General features: G+C 71.3%; 20 protein-coding genes. 7 read left to right on the top strand and 13 right to left on the bottom strand.

From position 1 onward, the window contains the following. Positions 1-79 precede the first annotated feature (79 nt). Entirely contained in the window at positions 80-931 is an 852-nt protein-coding gene (locus tag AC156L_RS17070) for a sulfurtransferase (RefSeq protein ID WP_330876911.1), read from the top strand. A gap of 844 nt (positions 932-1,775) precedes the next feature. Here the strand turns inward: AC156L_RS17070 and AC156L_RS17065 are convergent. Further along, positions 1,776-2,372, bottom strand: coding sequence for a DUF3558 family protein (locus tag AC156L_RS17065; RefSeq protein WP_330876912.1), 597 nt, complete (start codon positions 2,370-2,372; stop codon positions 1,776-1,778). Positions 2,373-2,540: 168 nt separating this feature from the next. Here AC156L_RS17065 and AC156L_RS17060 point away from each other — a divergent pair, with 168 nt between their 5' ends. Next, positions 2,541-3,716, top strand: coding sequence for an acetoin utilization protein AcuC (locus tag AC156L_RS17060; RefSeq protein WP_330876913.1), 1,176 nt, complete (start codon positions 2,541-2,543; stop codon positions 3,714-3,716). 93 nt (positions 3,717-3,809) lie between these two features. After that, the gene (locus tag AC156L_RS17055) at positions 3,810-6,482 is read left to right on the top strand and encodes a bifunctional acetate--CoA ligase family protein/GNAT family N-acetyltransferase (protein ID WP_330876967.1); all 2,673 of its coding nucleotides are present in this window, start codon (positions 3,810-3,812) and stop codon (positions 6,480-6,482) included. 80 nt (positions 6,483-6,562) lie between these two features. Here the strand turns inward: AC156L_RS17055 and AC156L_RS17050 are convergent, their stop codons facing one another. Continuing rightward, positions 6,563-6,805 carry a hypothetical protein gene (locus AC156L_RS17050; protein ID WP_330876971.1) on the bottom strand — a complete coding sequence of 81 codons (243 nt, stop codon included), beginning with the start codon at positions 6,803-6,805 and terminating at the stop codon, positions 6,563-6,565. Between AC156L_RS17050 and AC156L_RS17045 the strand changes: the two genes are divergently transcribed. The 3 genes from AC156L_RS17045 to AC156L_RS17035 all read left to right on the top strand — a co-directional run bounded on the left by AC156L_RS17045 (position 6,693) and on the right by AC156L_RS17035 (position 8,837). Beyond that, positions 6,693-7,517: a glutamate ABC transporter substrate-binding protein gene (locus AC156L_RS17045; RefSeq protein ID WP_414719915.1), complete on the top strand. Its 825-nt coding sequence runs from the start codon at positions 6,693-6,695 to the stop codon at positions 7,515-7,517. The two genes, AC156L_RS17050 and AC156L_RS17045, sit on opposite strands and share 113 nt — an antisense overlap. 60 nt (positions 7,518-7,577) lie before the next feature. Then, positions 7,578-8,354 (top strand): GntR family transcriptional regulator, encoded by a 777-nt coding sequence (locus AC156L_RS17040; RefSeq protein ID WP_330876914.1) that lies wholly within the window; start codon positions 7,578-7,580, stop codon positions 8,352-8,354. 156 nt (positions 8,355-8,510) lie between these two features. Beyond that, positions 8,511-8,837, top strand: coding sequence for a hypothetical protein (locus tag AC156L_RS17035; RefSeq protein ID WP_330876915.1), 327 nt, complete (start codon positions 8,511-8,513; stop codon positions 8,835-8,837). Between the two features lie 72 nt (positions 8,838-8,909). Here the strand turns inward: AC156L_RS17035 and AC156L_RS17030 are convergent, their stop codons facing one another. The 7 genes from AC156L_RS17030 to AC156L_RS17000 all read right to left on the bottom strand — a co-directional run bounded on the left by AC156L_RS17030 (position 8,910) and on the right by AC156L_RS17000 (position 15,258). After that, a complete protein-coding gene (locus AC156L_RS17030) occupies positions 8,910-9,584 on the bottom strand; it encodes a hypothetical protein (RefSeq protein ID WP_330876916.1) in 675 nt (224 codons plus the stop codon). Between the two features lie 14 nt (positions 9,585-9,598). Continuing rightward, on the bottom strand, positions 9,599-10,165 hold the full coding sequence (locus tag AC156L_RS17025) for a hypothetical protein (RefSeq protein WP_330876917.1): 567 nt from the start codon (positions 10,163-10,165) through the stop codon (positions 9,599-9,601). A 151-nt stretch (positions 10,166-10,316) separates the two neighbouring features. After that, a complete protein-coding gene (locus AC156L_RS17020) occupies positions 10,317-11,495 on the bottom strand; it encodes an RtcB family protein (protein WP_330876918.1) in 1,179 nt (392 codons plus the stop codon). Positions 11,496-11,546: 51 nt separating this feature from the next. Next, complete coding sequence (locus AC156L_RS17015) at positions 11,547-12,350, bottom strand: ABC transporter permease (RefSeq protein WP_330876919.1); 804 nt, start codon at positions 12,348-12,350, stop codon at positions 11,547-11,549. Beyond that, positions 12,347-13,318: an ATP-binding cassette domain-containing protein gene (locus tag AC156L_RS17010; protein ID WP_330876920.1), complete on the bottom strand. Its 972-nt coding sequence runs from the start codon at positions 13,316-13,318 to the stop codon at positions 12,347-12,349. The genes AC156L_RS17015 and AC156L_RS17010 overlap by 4 nt, the downstream gene beginning before the upstream one ends. Positions 13,319-13,456: 138 nt before the next feature. Beyond that, entirely contained in the window at positions 13,457-14,302 is an 846-nt protein-coding gene (locus tag AC156L_RS17005) for an ABC transporter permease (protein ID WP_330876921.1), read from the bottom strand. Further along, positions 14,299-15,258 (bottom strand): ATP-binding cassette domain-containing protein, encoded by a 960-nt coding sequence (locus AC156L_RS17000; protein WP_330876922.1) that lies wholly within the window; start codon positions 15,256-15,258, stop codon positions 14,299-14,301. The genes AC156L_RS17005 and AC156L_RS17000 overlap by 4 nt, the downstream gene beginning before the upstream one ends. An 87-nt stretch (positions 15,259-15,345) precedes the next feature. Here AC156L_RS17000 and AC156L_RS16995 point away from each other — a divergent pair, with 87 nt between their 5' ends. Then, the gene (locus AC156L_RS16995; protein WP_330876923.1) at positions 15,346-16,224 is read left to right on the top strand and encodes a TetR/AcrR family transcriptional regulator; all 879 of its coding nucleotides are present in this window, start codon (positions 15,346-15,348) and stop codon (positions 16,222-16,224) included. Here AC156L_RS16995 and AC156L_RS16990 read toward each other — a convergent pair. From AC156L_RS16990 to AC156L_RS16975, 4 genes are all read right to left on the bottom strand, one after another. Further along, positions 16,213-16,959 (bottom strand): HNH endonuclease family protein, encoded by a 747-nt coding sequence (locus AC156L_RS16990; RefSeq protein WP_330876924.1) that lies wholly within the window; start codon positions 16,957-16,959, stop codon positions 16,213-16,215. The two genes, AC156L_RS16995 and AC156L_RS16990, sit on opposite strands and share 12 nt — an antisense overlap. After that, positions 16,956-18,266 carry an AAA family ATPase gene (locus tag AC156L_RS16985; RefSeq protein WP_330876925.1) on the bottom strand — a complete coding sequence of 437 codons (1,311 nt, stop codon included), beginning with the start codon at positions 18,264-18,266 and terminating at the stop codon, positions 16,956-16,958. Before AC156L_RS16985 ends, AC156L_RS16990 begins: the two co-directional genes overlap by 4 nt. A 140-nt stretch (positions 18,267-18,406) precedes the next feature. Next, entirely contained in the window at positions 18,407-19,912 is a 1,506-nt protein-coding gene (locus tag AC156L_RS16980) for an aldehyde dehydrogenase (NADP(+)) (protein WP_330876926.1), read from the bottom strand. Then, positions 19,909-20,721 (bottom strand): NAD-dependent epimerase/dehydratase family protein, encoded by an 813-nt coding sequence (locus AC156L_RS16975; protein ID WP_330876927.1) that lies wholly within the window; start codon positions 20,719-20,721, stop codon positions 19,909-19,911. The genes AC156L_RS16980 and AC156L_RS16975 overlap by 4 nt, the downstream gene beginning before the upstream one ends. Positions 20,722-20,745 lie beyond the last annotated feature (24 nt).

Below are 20,745 nucleotides of genomic sequence, written 5' to 3'. Positions count from 1 at the left end.
CAATGCTAGTCGCACCCGAGGTCACCACAGGCCGCGTGTGGTGCCGGAGTCCGATGCGGGGCGGTGCAGGATGGGTCTCGTGCATCCTTTGATCAGCACCGAAGCCCTCGCCGCGGCACTGAACGGTGACCGTCCACCCGTCGTTCTCGATGTTCGCTGGCGACTCGGTGGACCACCCGGACGTCTAGACTACGAGGTCGCGCACATTCCCGGTGCGGCATATGCGGACCTGGACACGGAACTGTCCGCGCCACCCGGCCAGGGGGGCAGGCATCCGCTCCCGGAACCGGCCGCTCTGGAGCGCGTCCTGCGCGCCGCGGGCGTCCGGGAGGGCCACCCGGTGGTCGCCTACGACGGCGGTGACGGCTCGGTCGCCGCCCGCGTCTGGTGGCTGCTGCGCTGGGCAGGCCACGAGGAGGTCGCCGTGCTCGACGGCGGCTTCGCCGCCTGGACCGCCGAGGAGAGGCCCGTCACCGCGGAAGCACCCGCTCCCGAGCCGGGTGACGTGCGGGTTCGCCCCGGTGCCATGCCGGTCACCGACGCCGACGGCGCCGCCGAGCTGGCCCGCGCCGGCGTCCTCCTCGACGCCAGGGCGGGCGCCCGCTACCGGGGCGAAACCGAACCCGTGGACCCCAGGCCGGGCCACGTGCCGGGCGCGCTCAACGCCCCGTCCTCCGAACACGTGGACGCCACCGGCCGCTGGCTGGCCCCCACGGCCCTGGCCGACCGCTTCCGCGCACTGGGTGTGACCACCGACGCGCCGATCGGCGCCTACTGCGGCTCCGGCGTCACCGCGTCCTCGGTCGTCCTGGCCCTGGAGGTGGCAGGCCTGACCAGCAAGGACAAGCCGGCCACCCTGTACGCGGGCTCGTGGTCGAACTGGTCCGCCGACCCGAACCGCCCAGCAGCCACCGGCCCCGAACCGGGCTGAGCCACACCGGGGGAGAGCCGGATCACGTGCTTGTGGCCACCGCCACGGGTGGCCACAAGCACCTGTCCCGCGACCGGACCACCCGGCCACCCCACCCAAACGCATGCGAGCCAACACCCGACCCCGCACCACGGCAGGTGCGGAGTTCCCCTCCACACCGGACCGAGTGCCCCGCACCGACCGCCCACGAACAGCCTGTCCGCGTGGCCGACTCCCGACGACCTGCCTATCCGGCCGGCTCCCGACAATCAGCCTGCCTACCCGGTCGCTGCCGACGAGCTGCCTGTTCGACCGACTCCTGCCGGAGGGCTTGTTCAACCGGTCGACGCCGACCGGTTGGTCTGCCTGCTTGGCCGACTCCCTGTCGGAGGGCCTGCTCAGCCGGCTGACGCCGACCGGCTGGTCTGCCTGCTCGGCCGACTCCTGCCGGGCAGCCCGCCTACCCGGTGGACTCCCGATGACCCGCCTAGCTGGTCGACTCCCGATGAGCGGCCTGCCCAGTTGGCTGGCTGCGGTGGACAGACTGGTTGGTCAGCTCCTGACGGGCAGCTTGCCGTTCCGGCTGGTTCCCGATGGGCAGTTTGCCGTTCCGGCCTGCTCCCGATGAGCAGCCCGTCTACCTTGCTGACTCCTGACGGGTAGCCGGCCCACCTGGCCCCCACAACACCTGCCGGCCGACCATCCTGCCCCTGCCCCTGGGCGCTGCTGTGGTTTCCGCCGAGCCTCGGTCGCCGCTTTCGCAGCTCCCACCCCCGACTCCAGCCGCACCCTCCGCCGGTGTCTCGACCACCACCCCCGGCGCACATCCCCATCACCCGCCGACAGGCGCGCGCCGGGTCTCACCTCACGCGTTGGGGATCTTGTTGAACGCCGCCGTGGCGAGCTTGAGGGCGACGCCGCAGGTGTCGACCTCGTCGAGCGGGGTCACCGAGGCGAGCAGGGCCGGGGTGATCTCGTCCGGGTCGTCGGTGAGCATGACCATGACGGAGCAGTCGGTGCCGTCCTTGATCTCGTAGGCGGTGTTGCCCGCGACCTCGATCTCCCTGGCGGTGCCCTCGTAGTCGGGGAGGGTGATCAGCAGCAGGATCACGACCAGCGGGTCCGAGGTCGACTGGACGCAGCCCGGTGCGGTGGCGGGCTTGGAGCCGATCGCGGTGGCGACCTCCTCCGGGGAGAGGATCTCGCAGCTGGGCTCGGTCTTCTTCTTCGTGGTGATCTTGATCTTGCCGCTGGGCTTGTCCGTCGACGTGGGCTTCGTCGGGGTCGCCTTGGTGGTGGTCGTGGGCTTGCCCTTGGAGGACGTGGTGGGCTTGGTGGTGGTCGTGTTCGCGCCCGCGGCGACCACCGCGGTGCCGTTGATCTTCTGGGCGCACCCGGCGAGGCCGAGGGTCAGGGCCACCGTGAGGACGGCGGTGAGCGCGGTGACTCTTCGCATGTGCATGGGGGCTCTGACCTCGTTCCGTCGGACGCGGTTCCATCCTCGATGGCGGTGTTGCGGGCCCGTGTCGTCGGGAGGACTGTAAGTGTGGTCCGCGCCGTTCACGTGACCGGCGGTCAACCTGTGATCGCGGATCTACCCGCACCGTTGCCTTGGGTTAGGTTTCCACCCATGGGCAAGGCAGCCGCAGTCGTCTGGGACCAGTCCTTCCTCGGGTACGACCTGGGGGGCGAGCATCCGCTCAACCCGGTCCGGCTCGACCTGACGATCCGGCTCGCGACCGCGCTCGGCGTGCTCGACGGGGTCGGGCTGGTCTCGCCGACGGCGGCTACCGACGCGGACATCGAGCGCGTGCACACCGAGTCGTACCTCACCGCGGTGCGCGAGGCGCCGACATCGGCTTGGGACGTCGGGCACGGGCTCGGGACCAGCGACAACCCGGTGTTCGAGCGGATGCACGAGGCGTCGGCGTTGATCGTCGGCGGGACGCTGGAGGCGGCGCGGCGGATCGCGTCGGGGGAGGCGGACCGGGCGGTGAGCATCGCGGGCGGGCTGCACCACGCCATGCGCGACCACGCGGCGGGCTTCTGCGTGTACAACGACTGCGCGGTGGCGATCTCGTGGCTGCTCGACAACGGCTTCGACCGGATCGCCTACGTCGACGTCGACGTGCACCACGGCGACGGCGTGCAGACCGCGTTCTACGACGACCCGAGGGTCCTGACGATCTCGGTGCACCAGAACCCGATGACGCTGTGGCCCGGCACGGGCTGGCCCGCCGAACTGGGCGGGAAGGGCGCGGAGGGCACGGCGGTGAACCTGCCGCTGCCGCCGGGCACCCGCGACGGGAGCTGGCTGCGGGCGTTCCACGCGGTCGTGCCGGGCCTGCTCGGGGCGTTCCGGCCGCAGGTCCTGGTGACCCAGTGCGGCGTGGACAGCCACCGCGAGGACCCGCTCGCGGACCTGGCGCTGTCGGTCGACGGGCACCGGGCGATCTACCGGGCCCTGCGGGACCTCGCCGAGACGTACGCGGACGGCAGGTGGCTGGCGCTCGGCGGCGGGGGCTACGAGCTGCTGCGGGTGGTCCCGCGCTCGTGGACTCACCTGCTGGCGACGGTCCTCGACCGCGACCTCGACCCGAACGTGCCGCTGCCCGCGAGCTGGGTGTCGCACGCGTCGCGACTGGCCCCGAACCGGGCGCTGCCGTCGTCGATGACCGACGACGCCGACCCCGGCCACACACCGTGGAGCGGCGACGCCGACTCGCCGGTGGACCAGGCGATCCGCAACACCCGCCGCGCGGTGTTCCCGCTGCACGGCCTGGACCCCGACGACCGCAGGGACTGAGCGCTCCCGCTGCGGTGCGTGTCCGCCTGTAGTGCGATGCGGGTACCAGAGAGCCAGGACTTACCCCAAGGACTAGAGGAACCGGTGGCGGACATGGCCGAGGGCGACCCGTACGACTTCCCGGAGCACTGGGAGGCCGACGTCGTGCTGTCCGACGGTGGCACCGTGCACCTGCGGCCGATCACGCCGGACGACGCCGAGCGGCTGCTGGCGTTCCACGGCAGGCTGTCGGAGCGGACGCGGTACTTCCGCTACTTCGGCCCCTACCCGCGGATGCCGCACCGGGACGTGGTGCGGTTCAGCACGGTCGACCACCTCGACCGGGTGGCGCTGGTGGCGCTGCTGGGCGACGACATCGTGGCGGTCGGCCGGTTCGACCGGCTGGACTCGGGTGACTCGGCGGAGATCGCGTTCGTCGTCGAGGACGGCCACCAGAAGCGCGGCCTGGGGTCGATCCTGCTGGAGCACCTGGCCGCCGCGGCGCGGGAGCGCGGGCTGAGCCGGTTCGTGGCCGAGGTCCTGGCGGAGAACGGCCAGATGGTGCGGGTGTTCCGCGACGCCGGGTACGTGGTGAGCCGGGAGTTCGAGGAGGGCTCGCTGCACCTGGAGTTCGCGATCGACCCGACCGAGCAGTCGGTGGAGGTGGCGCGGTCGCGGGAGCAGGCGGCCGAGGCGCGCAGCGTGCACAACCTGCTGCACCCGAGGTCGGTGGCGGTGATCGGCGCGTCCACGGACCCGACGAAGATCGGCAACGCGGTGCTGTCGAACCTGCTGTCGGCCGACTTCACCGGCCCGGTCTACCCGGTGAACGCCGAGCACCGGTCGGTGCGCGGCGTGCGGGCCTACGCCTCGGTGCTGGACATCCCCGACGACGTGGACCTCGCCGTGGTCGCGGTGCCCGCCGCGGGCGTCGACGAGGTCATGGACGCCTGCCTGGCCAAGGGCGTCAAGGCGCTGCTGGTGGTGTCGTCGGGCTTCGGCGAGACCGGGCCGGACGGGCGCAGCGCGGAGCTGCGGCTGGCGGCCGAGGCGCGTTCGCACGGGATGCGGGTGGTCGGTCCGAACGCGCTCGGCGTGCTCAACACCGACCCGAAGGTCCGGCTCAACGCCACGCTCGCGCCGCGGCTGCCCGCGCGCGGTCGCACGGGCTTCTTCTGCCAGTCCGGCGCGCTGGGCACGGCGATCCTGGCGGACGCCGCCGAGCGCGGGCTCGGCCTGTCGACGTTCGTCTCGGCGGGCAACCGGGCGGACGTGTCCGGCAACGACCTGCTCCAGTACTGGGAGACCGACCCGGCGACCGACGTCGTCCTGCTCTACCTGGAGTCGTTCGGCAACCCGCGCAAGTTCGCCCGCCTCGCCCGGCGGCTCGGCCGCACCAAACCCGTCGTCGCGGTGAAGTCCGGCAGGCACGCCGTGACGCCCGCGCTGGCCGCGACCACCGTCCGGATGGACGAGGCGAGCGTGCAGGCGCTGTTCGAGCAGGCGGGCGTCATCCGGGTCGAGTCGCTGGCCCAGCTCTTCGACACCGCCCTGCTGCTGGCCCACCAGCCGCTGCCCGCGGGCCACCGGGTCGGCGTGGTCGGCAACTCGACGGCGATCGGCCTGCTCGCCGCGGACACCGCCCTGGCGCAGGGCCTGGAACTGGCGGGCGCCCCGGTCGACATCGGCCCGCAGAGCGGCCCCGAGGACTTCGCCGCCGCCGTCCGCGAGTCGCTGCTGAGCCCGGACACCGACGCGCTGGTGGTCGTGTTCGTGCCGCCGCTCGCGGTGCCCGGCACGGCGTACGCCCGCGCGCTGCGCGAGGTCGTGGCGGAGACCGGCAGCGCCAAGCCGATCGTGTCGACGTTCCTCGCGGTCGAGGGCGTGCCGGACGAGCTGGCCGTTCCCGGTCCGGGCGGCGCGCCCGGCCGGGGGTCGGTGCCGTCCTACCCGAGCCCGGAACGGGCGGTGCTCGCCCTGTCCCGCGCCACGCGGTACGCGCGGTGGCGCTCGGCGCCCCAGGGCACGTTCACCCGCCCGGAGGGCATCGACACCGACGCGGCCTCCGCGCTGGTCACGGCCCTGCTCGCCGAGGGGGTGGAGCAGGTCGACGACGAGAGCGCCGTGCGCCTGCTCGCCTGCTACGGCATCGACGTGGTGCCGTTCCGGGTCGTGGCGTCGGCCGAGCAGGCGGTGGCCGCCGCGGCGGAACTCGGCTACCCGGTGGCGATGAAGGCGACCGACGACCGGCTGCGGCACCGCTACGACCTGGTCGGCGTGCGGCTCGACCTCGGCGGCGAGGAAGCGGTCCGGGCGGCGTACGCGGCGCTCACCGAGGTGGCGGGGGAGTCGGGCGCGTACGTGCAGCGCATGGCGCCCAAGGGCATCTCCTGCACGTTCGGCCTCCAGGACGACCCGTCGTTCGGCACGCTGCTGTCGTTCGGGCTGTCCGGGCTGGTCAGCGACCTGCTGGGGGACCGCGCGTACCGGGCGGTCCCGCTGACCGACACCGACGCCGCGGCGCTGGTCCGCGCGCCGAAGGCGGCGCCGCTGCTCGCGGGCTACCGGGGCGACGTCCCCGCGGACCTCGGCGCGCTGGAGGACCTGGTGCTCCGGTTGGCCGCACTGGCCGAGGACCTGCCGGAGGTGCGGTCGCTCGCGCTGGAACCGGTGCTCGCCTCGGCCGCGGGCGCGTTCGTCAGCAGCGCCCGGATGACCGTCGGTCCGCCTCCCTCGCGGCACGACAGCGGGCCCCGACGATTGCGGTCACCGGGCGTCCAAAGATAATCGCGTTACGTTGTTGAAGCACCCGTCCCACTTGTTGGGGATTGGTTCTGCTGGACCGATACCGAAGTCGATCTCGGCTTTCAGCCCTGGACTCCGGCCATTTCTCCGCCTAGATTCCGCCCAGCGCGGCGTGCCATTGACGCCGCCCGTGTCCGATTACCGGACATGTGACGCAGGGTATCTGCTTCAGCGGGTCCGTAGAGGGGAAGAATGGTGCCGGTCTTGTTGTCGCGCCTGGTCGCGGCCTGTTCGGCGGTGCTGTTCGCCAGCGCCTGCTCCTCCAGCGACGGCACCTCGGTCGCAGGCAAGGGCGATTTGATCATCGGTGTCTCGTTCGACCAGCCAGGACTGGGTGTGCGCAGGTTGGACGGCACGTTCCGGGGCATTGACGTGGACGTGGCGCGCTACGTCGCGAACGAGTTGGGCGTTCCCGAGTCGAAAATATCGTGGCAGGAGGCGCAGCCCGCGAATCGCGAGAAGTTGCTGACCTCCGGGCAGGTCGATCTGGTCCTCTCCACTTACTCGATCACGGCGAAGAGGAAGGAGGTCATCGACTTCGTGGGTCCGTACTTCGTCGCGGGGCAGGATCTGCTGGTCCGAATGGACGAAAGCAGGATCAGCGGTCCGGAATCGCTGAACAACGACGCCAGCCTGAGGTTGTGCTCGGTTCAAGGAACTACATCGGCCGAGTATGTGAAGACCGAGTTCGCGCAGAACGTGAAACTCGTCGAGTACCCGAAGTTCAGCGACTGCGTGACCGCCGTGCTGGCGGACAACGCGGACGCGATGACCACCGACGACGTGATCCTCGCGGGCTACGCGGCCCAGAACCCGGAGCTGTTGCGGGTGGTCGGCAAGCCGTTCAGCAAGGAGGAGTACGGCATCGGGATCCGCAAGGGCGACGCCGAGGGGAGGGGGAAGGTGGCGGACGCGGTCCGGAAGATGATCGACTCCGGGGAGTGGAGGAAGATCATCGAACGCAACGTCGGCCCGTCGGGCTACGTGATCCCGGACCCGCCGACGGTGGCTTCCTGAGACGGTCCACACTCCGGTTTCACTCGTCTGCGTACTGTGCGCGACGTAAGCTAACTGGTCGTGACTGCTACGCATCGCGTCCCCCCTCACCGGGCGGACGGCCCGGTTCGTGCCGGTATCCCCGAGCACGGCCGGATCCCCCGCTACTACGCCGTGAAGACCGAACTGCTCTGGTTGGTCGACGCACTCGGAGTCGGCGCCGCGCTGCCGTCCGAGCGCGAGCTGGCCGAACGCTTCTCCGTGTCGCGGGTGACCCTCAGGCAGGCGGTCGGTGAACTGGTCCTGGAGGGCAAGTTGCAACGTCGCCAAGGCAGCGGGACCTTCGTGGCCCCGCCCAAGCTAGTGCAACCGTTGTCGCTGGTCAGCTACACCGAGGGAATGCTGCGCCAGGGCGTCCAACCCGCCCGCAACGTGATCACGTGCGAACTCCTGCCCGCGGACGAGGTGCTGTCCACCGACCTCAGGCTCGACGTCGGGGCCCCGGTCGTGCACCTGGAGCGGGTGCTGCTGGCCGACGAGGAGCGGATCGGTCTGGAGTCGACCTACCTGTCGGTCGCCCGGTTCCCCGACCTGCTGGACGTGTTCGACGCGACGACCTCGCTCTACTCGTGCCTGACGGACCGCTTCGGCGTCGTGTTCGACGAGGCGGAGGAGCGCCTGGAGACGGTGCTGGCGACACCGCGCGAGGCCCTGCTCGTCGGCAACAACCCCGCTCTGCCGATGCTGCTGCTGCACCGCGTCTCCTACGACACCGCGGGCGACCCCATCGAACGCGTTCGGTCGCTCTACCGGGGCGACCGGTTCAGCTTCGTGGCGAGGCTGACGGCCGAGAAGTGAGCCACCCCGTCCACTGAGGACGGTAGGGCGGACGGGCGTCGACCGGAGGCGGACAACCGCCCGTTAGCAGGAGCTTCGCGCGGCCCCGGCGGAGGTACCGTGGTGGGGCCGCGGTGGCGCGGCGTTCGCGGCGGAGCGAACGGATCGAGGTGTGCCGTGACGTTCAAAGCGGAGTTCCTCGCCGAACTCGAGGACTGCCTGCGCGGCTACGGCGTGGTCCCGGTGAGCGATCCGGCCGCCCTGTCGCGGTTCATCGAGTACGTCCGCCTCCTGCCCGAGGACCATCCCCGGTTGCGCTGCCTCGAAGGCGTGGACCAGGGGTCGGGCTCGTTCTGGAACAACCCGGCCGTCTGGTGGGAGCGGGTGCCCACGTTCGGGGTCGTCCACACCGATTGCGGTGCCCTGCTGGACGACCTCCTGGACGAGGCCGTGAACGACGAGATCGACGTCCTGGAGATGGAGATCCGCGAACTCCCCGGCTGACGCGGGCACGGGAAAACCCGTTGTGCGCCCGGTGGTCGGTCGAACGCACAACGGGTGGGGTCGAGAACCCGATCAGACGGTCAGCAGCTTGTCGAAGAAGGCGCGGTACTGGCGCAGCGCCACCCGCAGCTCCTCGGTCTCCACCTGCTCGCCCTGGCTCCACTGGCCTTCCAGCGACTTCTTGTGGTCGGCGAACGTCGTGGCGAGGCTCTGCATCACCTGCGCGACCAGCTGGTCGGCGTGCTGCACGGCGTCTCTCGGGCTGTCCACGAAGTCGGACTGGAGACCGCGCCACTCGGTGCGGAACTGGTCGACCTCCTCGGAGGTGAACAGTTCGAGCGCGCCGTCGTCGGTGGTCGGCGTCTGCCGCGGGGTCTCGTCGTGCGCGAGGGCGGTCTCGTCGTGGGTGTCACCGGCGGCGACCGGCTCGGCGTCGGAGTGCTGGCCGTACTGCTCGGTGCCGTCGTGAGCGCGGTTGTCCGCGTCGACGTCCACCTCGTCGTACTGGTCGGAGACCACCGAGCGGTCCGCGTCGGCGTCGTACCGGTCCGCCGTCGTGCCGGTGGCGTCGGCGTCGTACCGGTCCGCCGCCGTGCCGGTGGTGTCGACGTCGTCCGCGCGGTCCGCGGTCGAGTCGCGGTAGTCGTCGGTGCGGTACTGGTCGTCCGCGTGGGCGGTGCGGTCGCGGCCGTGCTCCGGCAGCAGGTCTTCCGTGCTGAGGGGTCGCAGGTCCTGGCGCTCGGTCATGGGATCGCTCCTTCTCAGGCCTTGTGGGCCCGGTCGTCGTGGGCCCGGTCGTCGGTGCTCCCGAGCAGGTCCTGGAACAAGGTGCGGTAGTGGACCATCGCGTTCCGGAGGTCCTCGGTCGTCGCGTCACCGGACTGGTCGCGCTGCGAGATCTCGTGCGCGGAGCGGTAGTGCTCCAGCGTGCGCGAGTGCTCGACGGAGAGGAGCTCCGCCTGCTTCTCGTAGCTGCCGGTGGGGTAGCCGCGCTCGGACATCAGGTCGGTGACGAGGACGTCGGCCTCGGCCACGGCGCCCGCGGGCGTGTCGACGAACTGCTCCTGGATCCGCGCCCAGTGGCGGCCGTAGCTCTCCCGCGACTGGGGGCTCAGCTCGCGGAGTTCGAGTTCCGCGTGCTTCTTCTGGCGCTCGACCAGTTCACGCTCCGCGGCCGTGCGGTTCTCGCTGCCCTGCACCGTGCGGTCGTACTCCGGGCCGAACCTGTCCTGCAGCCGCTTCCGCTGGAGGTACCTGTTCAGCAGGACTGCGATCACAGCCAGTACGACCAGCACGACGACGATGCCGATGATGGCGCCGGTGGACATCGCAGCCTCCTTTGGTCTGGGGGGAGTTGATGGAGGCTGGGTTCCCTTGTGCCGCAGGGATAAACATCCGAGTTGCGGATGGAGCAACGCCCGAACGCAAAAGGCGCATCGGCCGCCTCCCGGCCGCCGACGCGCCTTCAGCGGAGCGTGATCACCCCTTCACGCACACGACCTGCTTCAGCTTCGCCACGACCTCGACGAGGTCCGACTGGAGGGCGACGACCTCGTCCACGTCCTTGTAGGCACCGGGGATCTCATCCACCACCCCGGCGTCCTTTCGGCACTCGACACCAGCCGTCTGCTCGGCGAGGTCCTTGGCGGTGAACAACTTCTTCGCCCTCGTCCGCGACATCTTCCGCCCGGCGCCGTGCGACGCGGACTGGAACGACTCGGGGTTGCCGAGCCCGCGCACGATGTAGGACCCCGTCCCCATCGAGCCGGGGATGATCCCCAACTCGCCGCGCCCGGCCCGGATCGCGCCCTTGCGCGTCACGAGCACGTCCTCGCCGAAGTGCGTCTCCTCCGCCACGTAGTTGTGGTGGCAGCTGATCGGCTCGTCGAACCGCACGTGCTCGAACTCGGCGCGCACCACGTCGCACACCAGGCGCAGCATCACCGACCGGTTGCGCCGCGCGTAGTCCTGCGCCCAGTACAGGTCGTGCCGGTAGGCGGCCATCTCCGGCGTGCCCGCGAGGAACACCGCGAGGTCCGGGTCCGTCAGCTCGGCGTTGTGCGCGAGCTTCCGCGCCACCGCGATGTGGTGCTGCGCCAGCTCGTTGCCGATGTTGCGCGACCCCGAGTGCAGCATCACCCAGACCCGCTGCCCCTCGTCCAGGCACACCTCCAGGAAGTGGTTGCCCCCGCCCAGCGTCCCGATCTGCCGCAGCGCCTTCTCGGCGCGCGCGTGCACGGCGGGCGTCAGGTCGTCGAAGCCGCGCCAGAACGCCTCCCAGTCGCGCGCGTCGCCGTCGCCGAAGGCGGGCTCGTCGTGCTGGTGGAAGCCCACGGGCACGGCGGCCTCGATCCGGCTCCGCAGGGAGCGCAGGTCGTCCGGCAGGTCCGACGCCGTCAGCGACGTCCGCACGGCCGTCATGCCGCACCCGATGTCGACGCCGACGGCGGCGGGCGACACGGCGTCGCGCAGCGCGATGACCGAGCCCACCGTCGCCCCGCGCCCGAAGTGCACGTCCGGCATCACGGCGACGTGCTTGACGGCCCACGGCAGCGCGGAGATGTTCCGCAACTGCCGCATCGCCTGCTCCTCGACCTCCTCGGGCCGGGTCCACAGGCGAATGTCGACCCCGTCTCCGGGGACCGTGATAGGTGCCATGGACCAAGGCTAGGTGGAGTTTTCCTTACCGCCTAACGACTTTCGCCTCGGTCAACGGCTCACGGCCTTCCGGTACTGCCGGATCGCCAGCGGGATGAACACCGCGAGGATCACCAGGCTCCACAGCACCGAGGCCAGCACGGGGTGCTGCAACGGCCACACGTCCGGCGCGGGGAACTGCGGGTTGGTGTTGCCGAACAGCTCCCGAGCGGCCTGCGTGACGGCGGAGATGGGGTTCCACTCGGCGAAGGCCTTCAACGGCCCCGGCAGGTTCGTCGTCCCCACGAAGGTGTTCGCGATGAACGTCAACGGGAAGATCACGATGAACGACGCGTTGTTCACGACCTCGGGCGACCGCACGGCGAGCCCCACCACGGCCATCCCCCAGGAGATGGCGTAGGCGAACAGCAGCATCACGCCGAACCCGGCCAGCGCCTCCAGGAACGACGAGTGGATCCGCCACCCCACGATCAGCCCCGTCACCGACATCACCACGATGACGATCACGTTGTTGAGCAGGTCGCTGGTGGTCCGCCCGATCAGCACGGCGGACCGGGCCATCGGCAGCGACCGGAACCGGTCGATGATGCCCTTCTGCATGTCCTCGGCCAGCCCGGTGCCGGTGATGGTCGCCCCGAACACCACGGTCTGGGCGAAGATCCCGGCCATCAGGAACTCCCGGTAGTTCATGCCGGGGATCTCGATGGCGCTGCCGAACACGTACGCGAACAGCAGCACGAACATGATCGGCGAGAGGGTCGCGAACACGATGAGGTCCGGCACCCGCTTCACCTTGATCAGGTTGCGCTTGGCGACGACCGCCCCGTCCGCCAGTGCCTCGACGAACCCGTTCACGCGCCACGCTCCTCATCGGTCTGCCCGTCCTGCGCCGCGTGCCCCGTCAGCGTCAGGAACACGTCGTCCAGCGTCGGCCGCCGCAGGCCGATGTCCAACACCTTGATCGACTCGCCGTCGAGCAGCCGCACGGCCTCCACGAGCAGGTCCGCCCCGCCCGACACCGGCACCACCACGTGGTTGCTCCGCTCGTCGACGGAGATCTCCGCGATGGCGAGCGGGGCGAGCGCGGACCGGGTCGACGCCACGTCGCGGGAGGACCCGACGGTCAGCTCCAGCCGCTCGCCGCCGACCTGGGCCTTCAGCTCGTCGGAGGTGCCCTCGGCGATCACCTGGCCGTGGTCGATCACGGCGATCTGGTCGGCCAGCCGGTCGGCCTCCTCCAGGTACTGCGTGGTCAGCAGGACCGTCGTGCCCCCGGCCACGAGCTCCTCGATCACGTCCCACATGCCCAGCCTGCTGCGCGGGTCGAGCCCGGTCGTCGGCTCGTCCAGGAACAGCACGACGGGTTTGGCCACCAGCGCCGCGGCGAGGTCGAGCCGCCGCCGCATCCCGCCGGAGTACCCCTTCACCTGCCGGTCGGCGGCGTCGACGAGGTCGAAGCGCTCCAGCAGCTCCCGCGCCCGCTCCCGGCTGGGCTGCCGCCCCAGGTGGTACAGCCTCCCCACCATGTCGAGGTTCTCGAACCCCGTCAGCGTCTCGTCGACGGCCGCGTACTGACCGGACAGCCCGATCCGCCGCCGCAGCTCCCGCGCGTCCCGCACCACGTCGAGCCCGGCCACGGCGGCCCTGCCCGCGTCGAACTCCAGCAGCGTGGTCAACACCCGCACCGCAGTCGTCTTGCCCGCGCCGTTGGGTCCGAGCAACCCCATGATGCTGCCCTCGGGCACCACCAGGTCGAGCCCGTCCAGTGCGACGACGGACCCGTACCTCTTGACCAGTCCCTCGGCCACGATCGCGTCTGCCATGCGCACATGATGGGCCCACGCACCGACATTTTCGCCCGATTTGTTCTTCCAGTCCCCTGACCAGGTGGTACGACGACCGTCGCCGCCGCACCGGTGGCAAACCGGTGCGGCGGCGACGGGGTCGGGGAGCGGTGGGGGTCAGCTCATGCTGCGGTAGCGGCGGACGGACAGCGGCCAGAACACCGCGATGATCGCCAACGGCCACAGCACGGCCATCAGCATCGAGTGCGTGGACACCCACGAGTCGCCCGGCCAGCCGGGGTTGCCGAACAGCTCCCGGATCGCGCCGACCGTGGCCGACAGCGGGTTCCACTCCGAGATGGTCCCCAGCCACGCGGGCATCATCTGCGGCGCCACGAACGTGTCCGAGAACATCGTCAGCGGCAGCAGGACCGTCCACACGACCGAGGTGTTCTCCGGCTTGATGATCAGCCCGAGGTAGATCCCCAGCCAGATCATCGCGACCCGCAGCAGCATCAGCAGCCCGAACGCGATGACCACGTTGCCGAACCCGAGGTGCCACGTCCAGCCGACGGCGACGCCGCACAGCATCAGCACCACGATGTCCAGCGTGGAGTTCAGCAGGTCCGCGATGCTGCGACCCGCCAGGTACCCGGCGCGGGACATCGGCATGGTCCGGAACCTGTTGTTGACGCCCCGGTTCGTGTCCTCGGCGATGGCCACCAGCGTGACGCCGACGCCGAGCACGATGCTCTGGCCGAACAGGCCGGGCATCAGGAACTCCCGGTAGTTCCACCCGCCGACGACCATGACCGCGTTGCCGAAGACGTAGCCGAAGACCAGGATCGAGACGACCGGGTACATGACGCTGCTGAAGAGCCGGACGGGCTGCCGGATCCAGTGGATGAGGTCGCGGGACGCGACGTTCCACGAGTCGCTGACGAGCCACCGCAGGCGCTGCACCACGCTGCGGGGCGCCCTCGGCATCGGTGCCGGGGTGATGGGGGGCAGGGTCAGGCTCACGATGCTTCCTCCCCTTCGGCGTCGTGTCCGGTGAGCAGGAGGAAGACCTCGTCGAGGGTCGCCCTGCGCAGCGTCACGTCCTCCGCGTCGATCCCCGCGGCGTGCAGGGCTCGGGTGACGTCGGTCAGCGCGTGCTGCCGGTTGGCCACGGCCGCGCTGACCCGGTTCTCGGCCGGGGTGGTCTGGAGCTTGCCGCCCGCGGCGCGGGCCATCGCGCCCGCCGCGGCCGGGATCTCGGAGATGCTGCGGACGGTGACGTCGATCCAGTCGCCGCCGGTGCGGGCCTTGAGCTCGTCCGGCGTGCCGCTGGCGATCTCGCGGCCCCCGTCCATCAGCACGATCTGGTCGGCAAGCTGGTCCGCCTCGTCGAGGAGCTGGGTGGTGAGCAGCACGGTCGTGCCGCCCAGGGCGAGGGCGCGGACCGCCGACCACATCTCGATGCGGTTGCGGGGGTCCAGGCCCGCGGTCGGTTCGTCGAGGAACATGACGCTGGGTGCCGTGATGAAACTCGACGCGAGGTCGAGCCTGCGGCGCATACCGCCCGAGTAGTGCTTGACCTGCTTGCTGCCCGCGGCGGTGAGGCCGAACTGCTCCAGCAGCTCGTCGGCGCGACGCCGCGCGTTGGCCGCGCTCAGGTGGTAGAGCCTGCCCCAGAGCGCGAGGTTCTCGCGTCCGGTGAGGATGTCGTCGACGGTGGACTGCTGACCGATCATGCCGATGTGGTTGCGGACCTCCGACGCTTGCCGTGCGACGTCGAACCCGTTGACCGTGGCGCGGCCCCCGTCGGGTCGCATGAGGGTGGACAGGATGCGGAGCACCGTCGTCTTCCCTGCGCCGTTCGGGCCGAGTAGCCCGCACACCGTGCCCGCTGGGACCGACAGGTCGAATCCGTCCAGTGCGTAGTACCCGCCGAACCGCTTGCGGAGGCCTTCAGCGAAGAGAACAGGTGAGCTCACGACAACCTCCTAAACTGTGTATGTCGTACACCCTGTGTACTGTATAGACAGTTTGGTGCCCCTGTGTCAAGGTGGGAGGAGTCGAGGGTGGTCCTGGAAGCGGGTGATCCTGAACGCAGCGTCGAACTGCTCTGGGGTGAGAAGCCCCAGCCCGGTCGCGGGCCCAAGCCCGCGCTGACCCTGGACGGCGTCGTCGCCGCGGCGATCGAGGTCGCCGACGAGGAGGGCCTGTCCGCGCTGTCCATGCGGCGGGTCGCGGAGAAGGTCGGCTTCACGACCATGTCCCTGTACCGGTACGTGCCCGGCAAGGCCGAGCTGCTCGACCTCATGCAGGACGCCGCCGCGGCCGAGATCGTGCTGCCCGACCACGGGCTCGACTGGCGAGCCGGGCTGACGTTCTCCGCGAGGCAGGACTGGGAGCTCTACCAGCGGCACCCGTGGATGGTGCAGGTGACGTCCACGCGGAGCGTGCCGGGACCGCACTACATGGCGGAGCTGGAGGCGCGGCTGCGCGTGCTGGAGGGGACCGGGCTCAGCGGTCGGGAGACCATGGCCGTCGCCAACCTGGTCTCGCAGTACGTCGAGGGCGCCGCCCGGCGGGCCGCGGAGGCGCAGCAGGCCGAGCGGACCACCGGCGTGAGCATGGAGGAGTGGTGGGGGTCGCGGGTCTCGCTGTGGGGGCACCTCACGGAGGACCGCTACCCGACGCTGGCCCGCGTGTGGATGTCCGGCGGGTACGACGGGATGGTGGACGACTTCGAGTTCGGGCTGCGGCGGGTCCTCGACGGGATCGAGGTGCTCGTGCGGGGGCGTGATGAAACTCCGCGACGTGATGAAACGGTGAGCAGTTGCGTCACGTGCGGGACACCGGTGGAGAAGCCCGCCACCGGCAGGCCCAAGGAGTACTGCTCGCGCGCCTGCCAGCAGAAGGCGTACCGGGCGAGACAGGCCGGGTCAGGCCAGTAGGGCGTCCCGGAGGTCGGCCGTGCGCAGCAGGTCCAGCACCTGCGGGCCGACGTCCAGGACCCTCTCCGCCGCCGGGTTCAGCGCGAGGCGCAGCATCGACTGGCACACGTCGGCGAACGGCTGCTCCCGGACGGTGACGACCGCCTCGCGCATACCCGGCTCCGACCCGGCCGCGCGGGCCGCCGCCCACCTCTCCAGGCACATCACCACGACCCGGCGCGCCTGCACGCGGCCCCTGGTCAGCACCGGCCGGTTCAGCCCGCAGACCTCGATCGTCTCGCGGCCCTTCGCGGTGAGGCCGTGGTAGACCCCGAGCGACGGGGTCAGCAGCAGGTGGTCGAACGGGTCCTCGGTCGTGGGGTCGATCAGCAGCGCCGCGCCCAGCGCGTCCACCGGGAACCGGTCCCGCTTCAGGTTGCTGTTGCAGGTCGAGCAGGCGAGCAGGTGGTTGAGCCAGTCGAACGCGCGCAGCGGGTTGCCCGCCAGCGGCTCGAAGTGGTCGATGTCCGTGCCCTGGCTGTCCCCGCAGTACATGCACCGCTCGTGTCCGGGCGCCATGTCCGCCAGCACCCGGCGCAGGGGCGGGTGGACGACCTCCCGCACGCCCCTGCGCCGCCACAGCGCGCGAGCGGCGGCGGCGCGCTCCTCCCGGTGGGCGGACCCGACCTCGGCGGTCAACTCGTCCAGGCGGTCGGCGACGTCGTGCGGGAGCGGTAATCGGGTGATCGGGATCATGCGTCGGGGAGGTGGAGCCGTGCCTCGACCTCGCCGCCGCGCGCCACCGGCGAGCTGGTGAGCAGGGTCTTCAGCTCGTCGTACCGCCGCGACTGCTCGTCCGTCGCGGTCCCCAGGATCACCGCTGTCTCCAGGCCCACGAGTTCCGCGCGGAGCCGGTCCGCCTCCCGCGAGTACGGCGAGTCCAGGCCGAACAGCTCCGAGAGCACCGCGTCGTCACCGCTGCCGAACACCACGCGCTCGTACAGGTCCTGCTCGACGACCCTGGGCGGCTCGTCGTCGGTCGGGCCCGGCAGGCGGATCAGGCCGCCGGGGTCGGCGGCCTGGCAGATGTACGGGCTGTGCGTCGTCACGATGAACTGCATGTTGGGGAAGTGCGCCTTCAGCCAGCCGCCGATGCGCTGCTGCCACGACACGTGCAGGTGCGCGTCGACCTCGTCGATGATCACCACGCCGGGGGCCGTCACGGCGAGGCCGTCGACCCGCAGGGTGCCGTAGGTCTGGTGGACCTGCTTGAGCAGGTCCACGACCAGCGCGACCACCGTGCGGTAGCCGTCGCTCATCTCCCGCAGCGGGAACCGGTGGTCGCCGACGACGATCCAGAGGCCCTCGGAGTCGACGTGGTCGATCTGGTAGTGGTCCGGCAGCAGCCCGTCGGCGAGCAGCGCCAGCGCCGTCAGCTTCAGCTCCTCAGCCCCGTCCTGGCCTTCGAGCGCCCGCAGGTGCTGCCTGATCAGCCAGCTCACGCCCTCCGCGAGGGAGGCGTCCTCCTGGAAGAGGGTCGCGAGGCGGGCCACCGGGCCCGGCCGGACCATCAGGCGCTGGACGTCTCCCGCACCGCCCGTCAGCCGCCGGAACGGGCCGTAGGCCGCGCAGAACCACCCGTTCGGGTTGCGCTCCCACGGGCCGTCCAGCACCGAGGTGTCGTGGTGGGCGGGCGCCAGGTCAGGCTGGCTGCCGGTGAACCGGTCGGCGTCGGCGGGCGCCGTCCAGCGCAGCACGGCCTGGAGCGGGAAGCCGCTGTAGAGGGAGTCGGTCAACCGGTCGGCCCGCGCGTCGCGGGTGAGCAGCACCTCCGCGTCGGCCGACGGACTGCCGGTGGAGATCCAGTTCTCGAAGTCGGAGACCAGCGTGTTCGCGACGGTGGGCCCGCTGATCGCCAGGGCCATGGCGCGCAGGAGGGTGGTCTTGCCGGAGCCGTTGCGGCCCGCGACCACGGTCCAGCCGGGAGCGGTCAGCGTGAGGTCGACCTCGCGGGCGCCGTGGAACCCCTTGATGTTCCGCAGCCTGACCTGCGCGATGTGCATGACCTCTCCGGGACGTCGACGAGTCGGTTCCCGGTGACTCTAGTGCGGTGACCGCACCGGTAGCGGGTGCTCGCGGGGTGCCGGGTCCGGAACGGGCACGGCAGGCCCCCGTCTCGGGGAACGGGGGCCTGCCGGCGCTCCTAGTGGGTGCCGAGCACGCCGTCGACCCGGCGGGGGATGCCCAGCGGGTTGGCGTCCTTCAGCTCGGCGGGCAGCAGTTCGTCCGGCCAGGACTGGTAGGTCACCGGCGCGATCCAGCGGCGGATCGACGTCGCGCCCACCGAGGTGTGCAGCGGGTTGGTCGTCGACGGCCACGGGCCGCCGTGGTGCATGGCCCACGCCACCGCGACGCCGGTCGGCCAGCCGTTGAAGACCAGGCGGCCCGCCACGCGGCGGAGCACCTCGGCGATCCGGCCCGCCAGCTCGTGCTCGGACGGGTCGGCGTGCACGGTGCCCGTGAGGGTGCCCGGCAGCTTCGGCAGCACGGCCAGCAGCTCGGCCGGGTCGTCGTAGGTCACGACGACGCCCGCGGGGCCGAAGTGCTCCTCGGTCAGCTTCTCCAGGTTGTCCGCGAACGCCGCCAGCGGGACGCTGAACAGCCGGGGCGCGACGCTCCAGCCGTCGGCGGGCTGGTCGCCGGTCGACACGTCGGTCACGAGGTCGCCCGCGGCCAGCGCGTCGGTGCCCGACCGGTAGGAGTCGCACATGCGCTCGTTCAGCATCGGCCCGCCGTGGCTGGCGGCCACGGCGTCACCCAGGAACGGCACCAGCGAGGCGGGCGCGAACAGCAGTCCGGGGTTGGTGCAGAACTGGCCCACGCCCATGGTGAGCGACTGCGCGAACGCGGTCGCCAGCTCCTCGGGCCGCGCGGCGGCGGCGTCCGGCAGCACGACCGCCGGGTTGACGCTGCCCAGCTCGCCGTAGAACGGGATCGGGTCGGGGCGGCCCTGGGCGATGTCGAACAGCGCGCGCCCACCGCCGGTCGAGCCGGTGAAGCCGACCGCGCGGACGGTCGGGTGCTGGATCAGCGCCACACCGGCGTGGGTGCCGTAGACGATGCCGAACAGGCCCTCGGGAGCGCCCGCCGCGGCCAGCGCCGCCGTCACGATCCGCGCGGTCTCGCGCGAGGTGCCGGGGTGGGCCGAGTGGGCCTTCACCACGACCGCGCAGCCGGCCGCGAGCGCGGACGCGGTGTCGCCGCCCGCGACCGAGAACGCGAACGGGAAGTTCGACGCGGAGAACACCGCCACCGTCCCGAGTGGACGGAGTACGCGGCGCAGGTTCGGGCGCGGCGGGATGATGTCCGGGTTGGGCGAGTCGATGGTCGCCTCGACGTAGCTGCCCTCGCGGAGCACCTCGCCGAACAGGCGGAGCTGGTTGGTGGTGCGCTTCAGCTCGGTGGTCAGGCGGGGCACGCCCAGCGCGGTCTCGCCGTCGGCGGTCGCGATCAGCAGCTCCGACCCGGCGTCCAGCGCGTCGGCGACGGCCTCCAGCACCACCGCCCGCTCGGTCGCCGGGGTGACCGACCAGACCTCGAACGCGGCGGCGGCGGCCGTCGCGACGGCGTCCACCCCGCTGTCCGCCGTCTTGGCCACGGGCTCGCCGATCGGCTCGCCGGTCCGGGGGTTGTAGCCCTGCACGATCACTGACCTGCCTCCTTCACCGCGGTGTCGAAATCGGGGCCGCACCAGGCGCCGCCGAGGTACTGCTGCGCCGGGGAACCGGGGTCCGGGGCGTCCACCTCGGACGCGAACGCCTCGGCGTCGTCCTTCGACTCGTAGCCCAGCGCGTACGCCTCGTCGAGCGAGAACCAGCGCCGGGTGTTGTCCGAGACGCCCCACACGACCCGGAAGCCGGGGCTCGGCGCGGCGATGCACGCCTCGAACAGGCGGGCGGCGTCGTCGGGGGAGAGCCACGTCGCGAGCATCCGCGCGTCCTTGGGCCTCTCGAAGCACGAGCCGATGCGGATGGCGACGACGTCCATCCCGTACCGGTTGGCGTAGAGGCTGCCCAGCGCCTCCAGCGCGACCTTGCTGACGCCGTAGTAGGTGTCCGGCCTGGGGAACAGGTAGTCGTCGGCGTTGCCGTCGGCGCGCTCCACGTACCCGACGGCGTGGTTGGAGCTGGCCAGCAGCACGCGCTTCACACCCTGCCTGCGGGCGGCCTCCAGCACGACCTGCGTGCCGTTGATGTTCACGTCGAGGATCTGCGCCCACGGCCGTTCCAGGCTGTGCCCGCCGAGGTGGATCACGGCGTCCACACCGGACATCGCCGCCTCCATCGCGGCCAGGTCGGTCACCGACGCCTGGACGAGCTCGACGTTCTCGCCGTCGCCCGCCGCCGGGATCTCGGCGATGTCCAGCAGGCGCAGGACGCGGTCGCCCACGGCGAGCCGGGGGCGCATGAGCGTGCCCAGCCCACCGGCGGCGCCGGTGATCAGGATTCGTGCGGTCACGGGTCGGACCCCTCCGGGTGTGCG

The sequence above is a fragment of the Umezawaea sp. genome (assembly GCF_057122925.1).
This window is presented reverse-complemented; position numbering and strand designations above follow the sequence as displayed.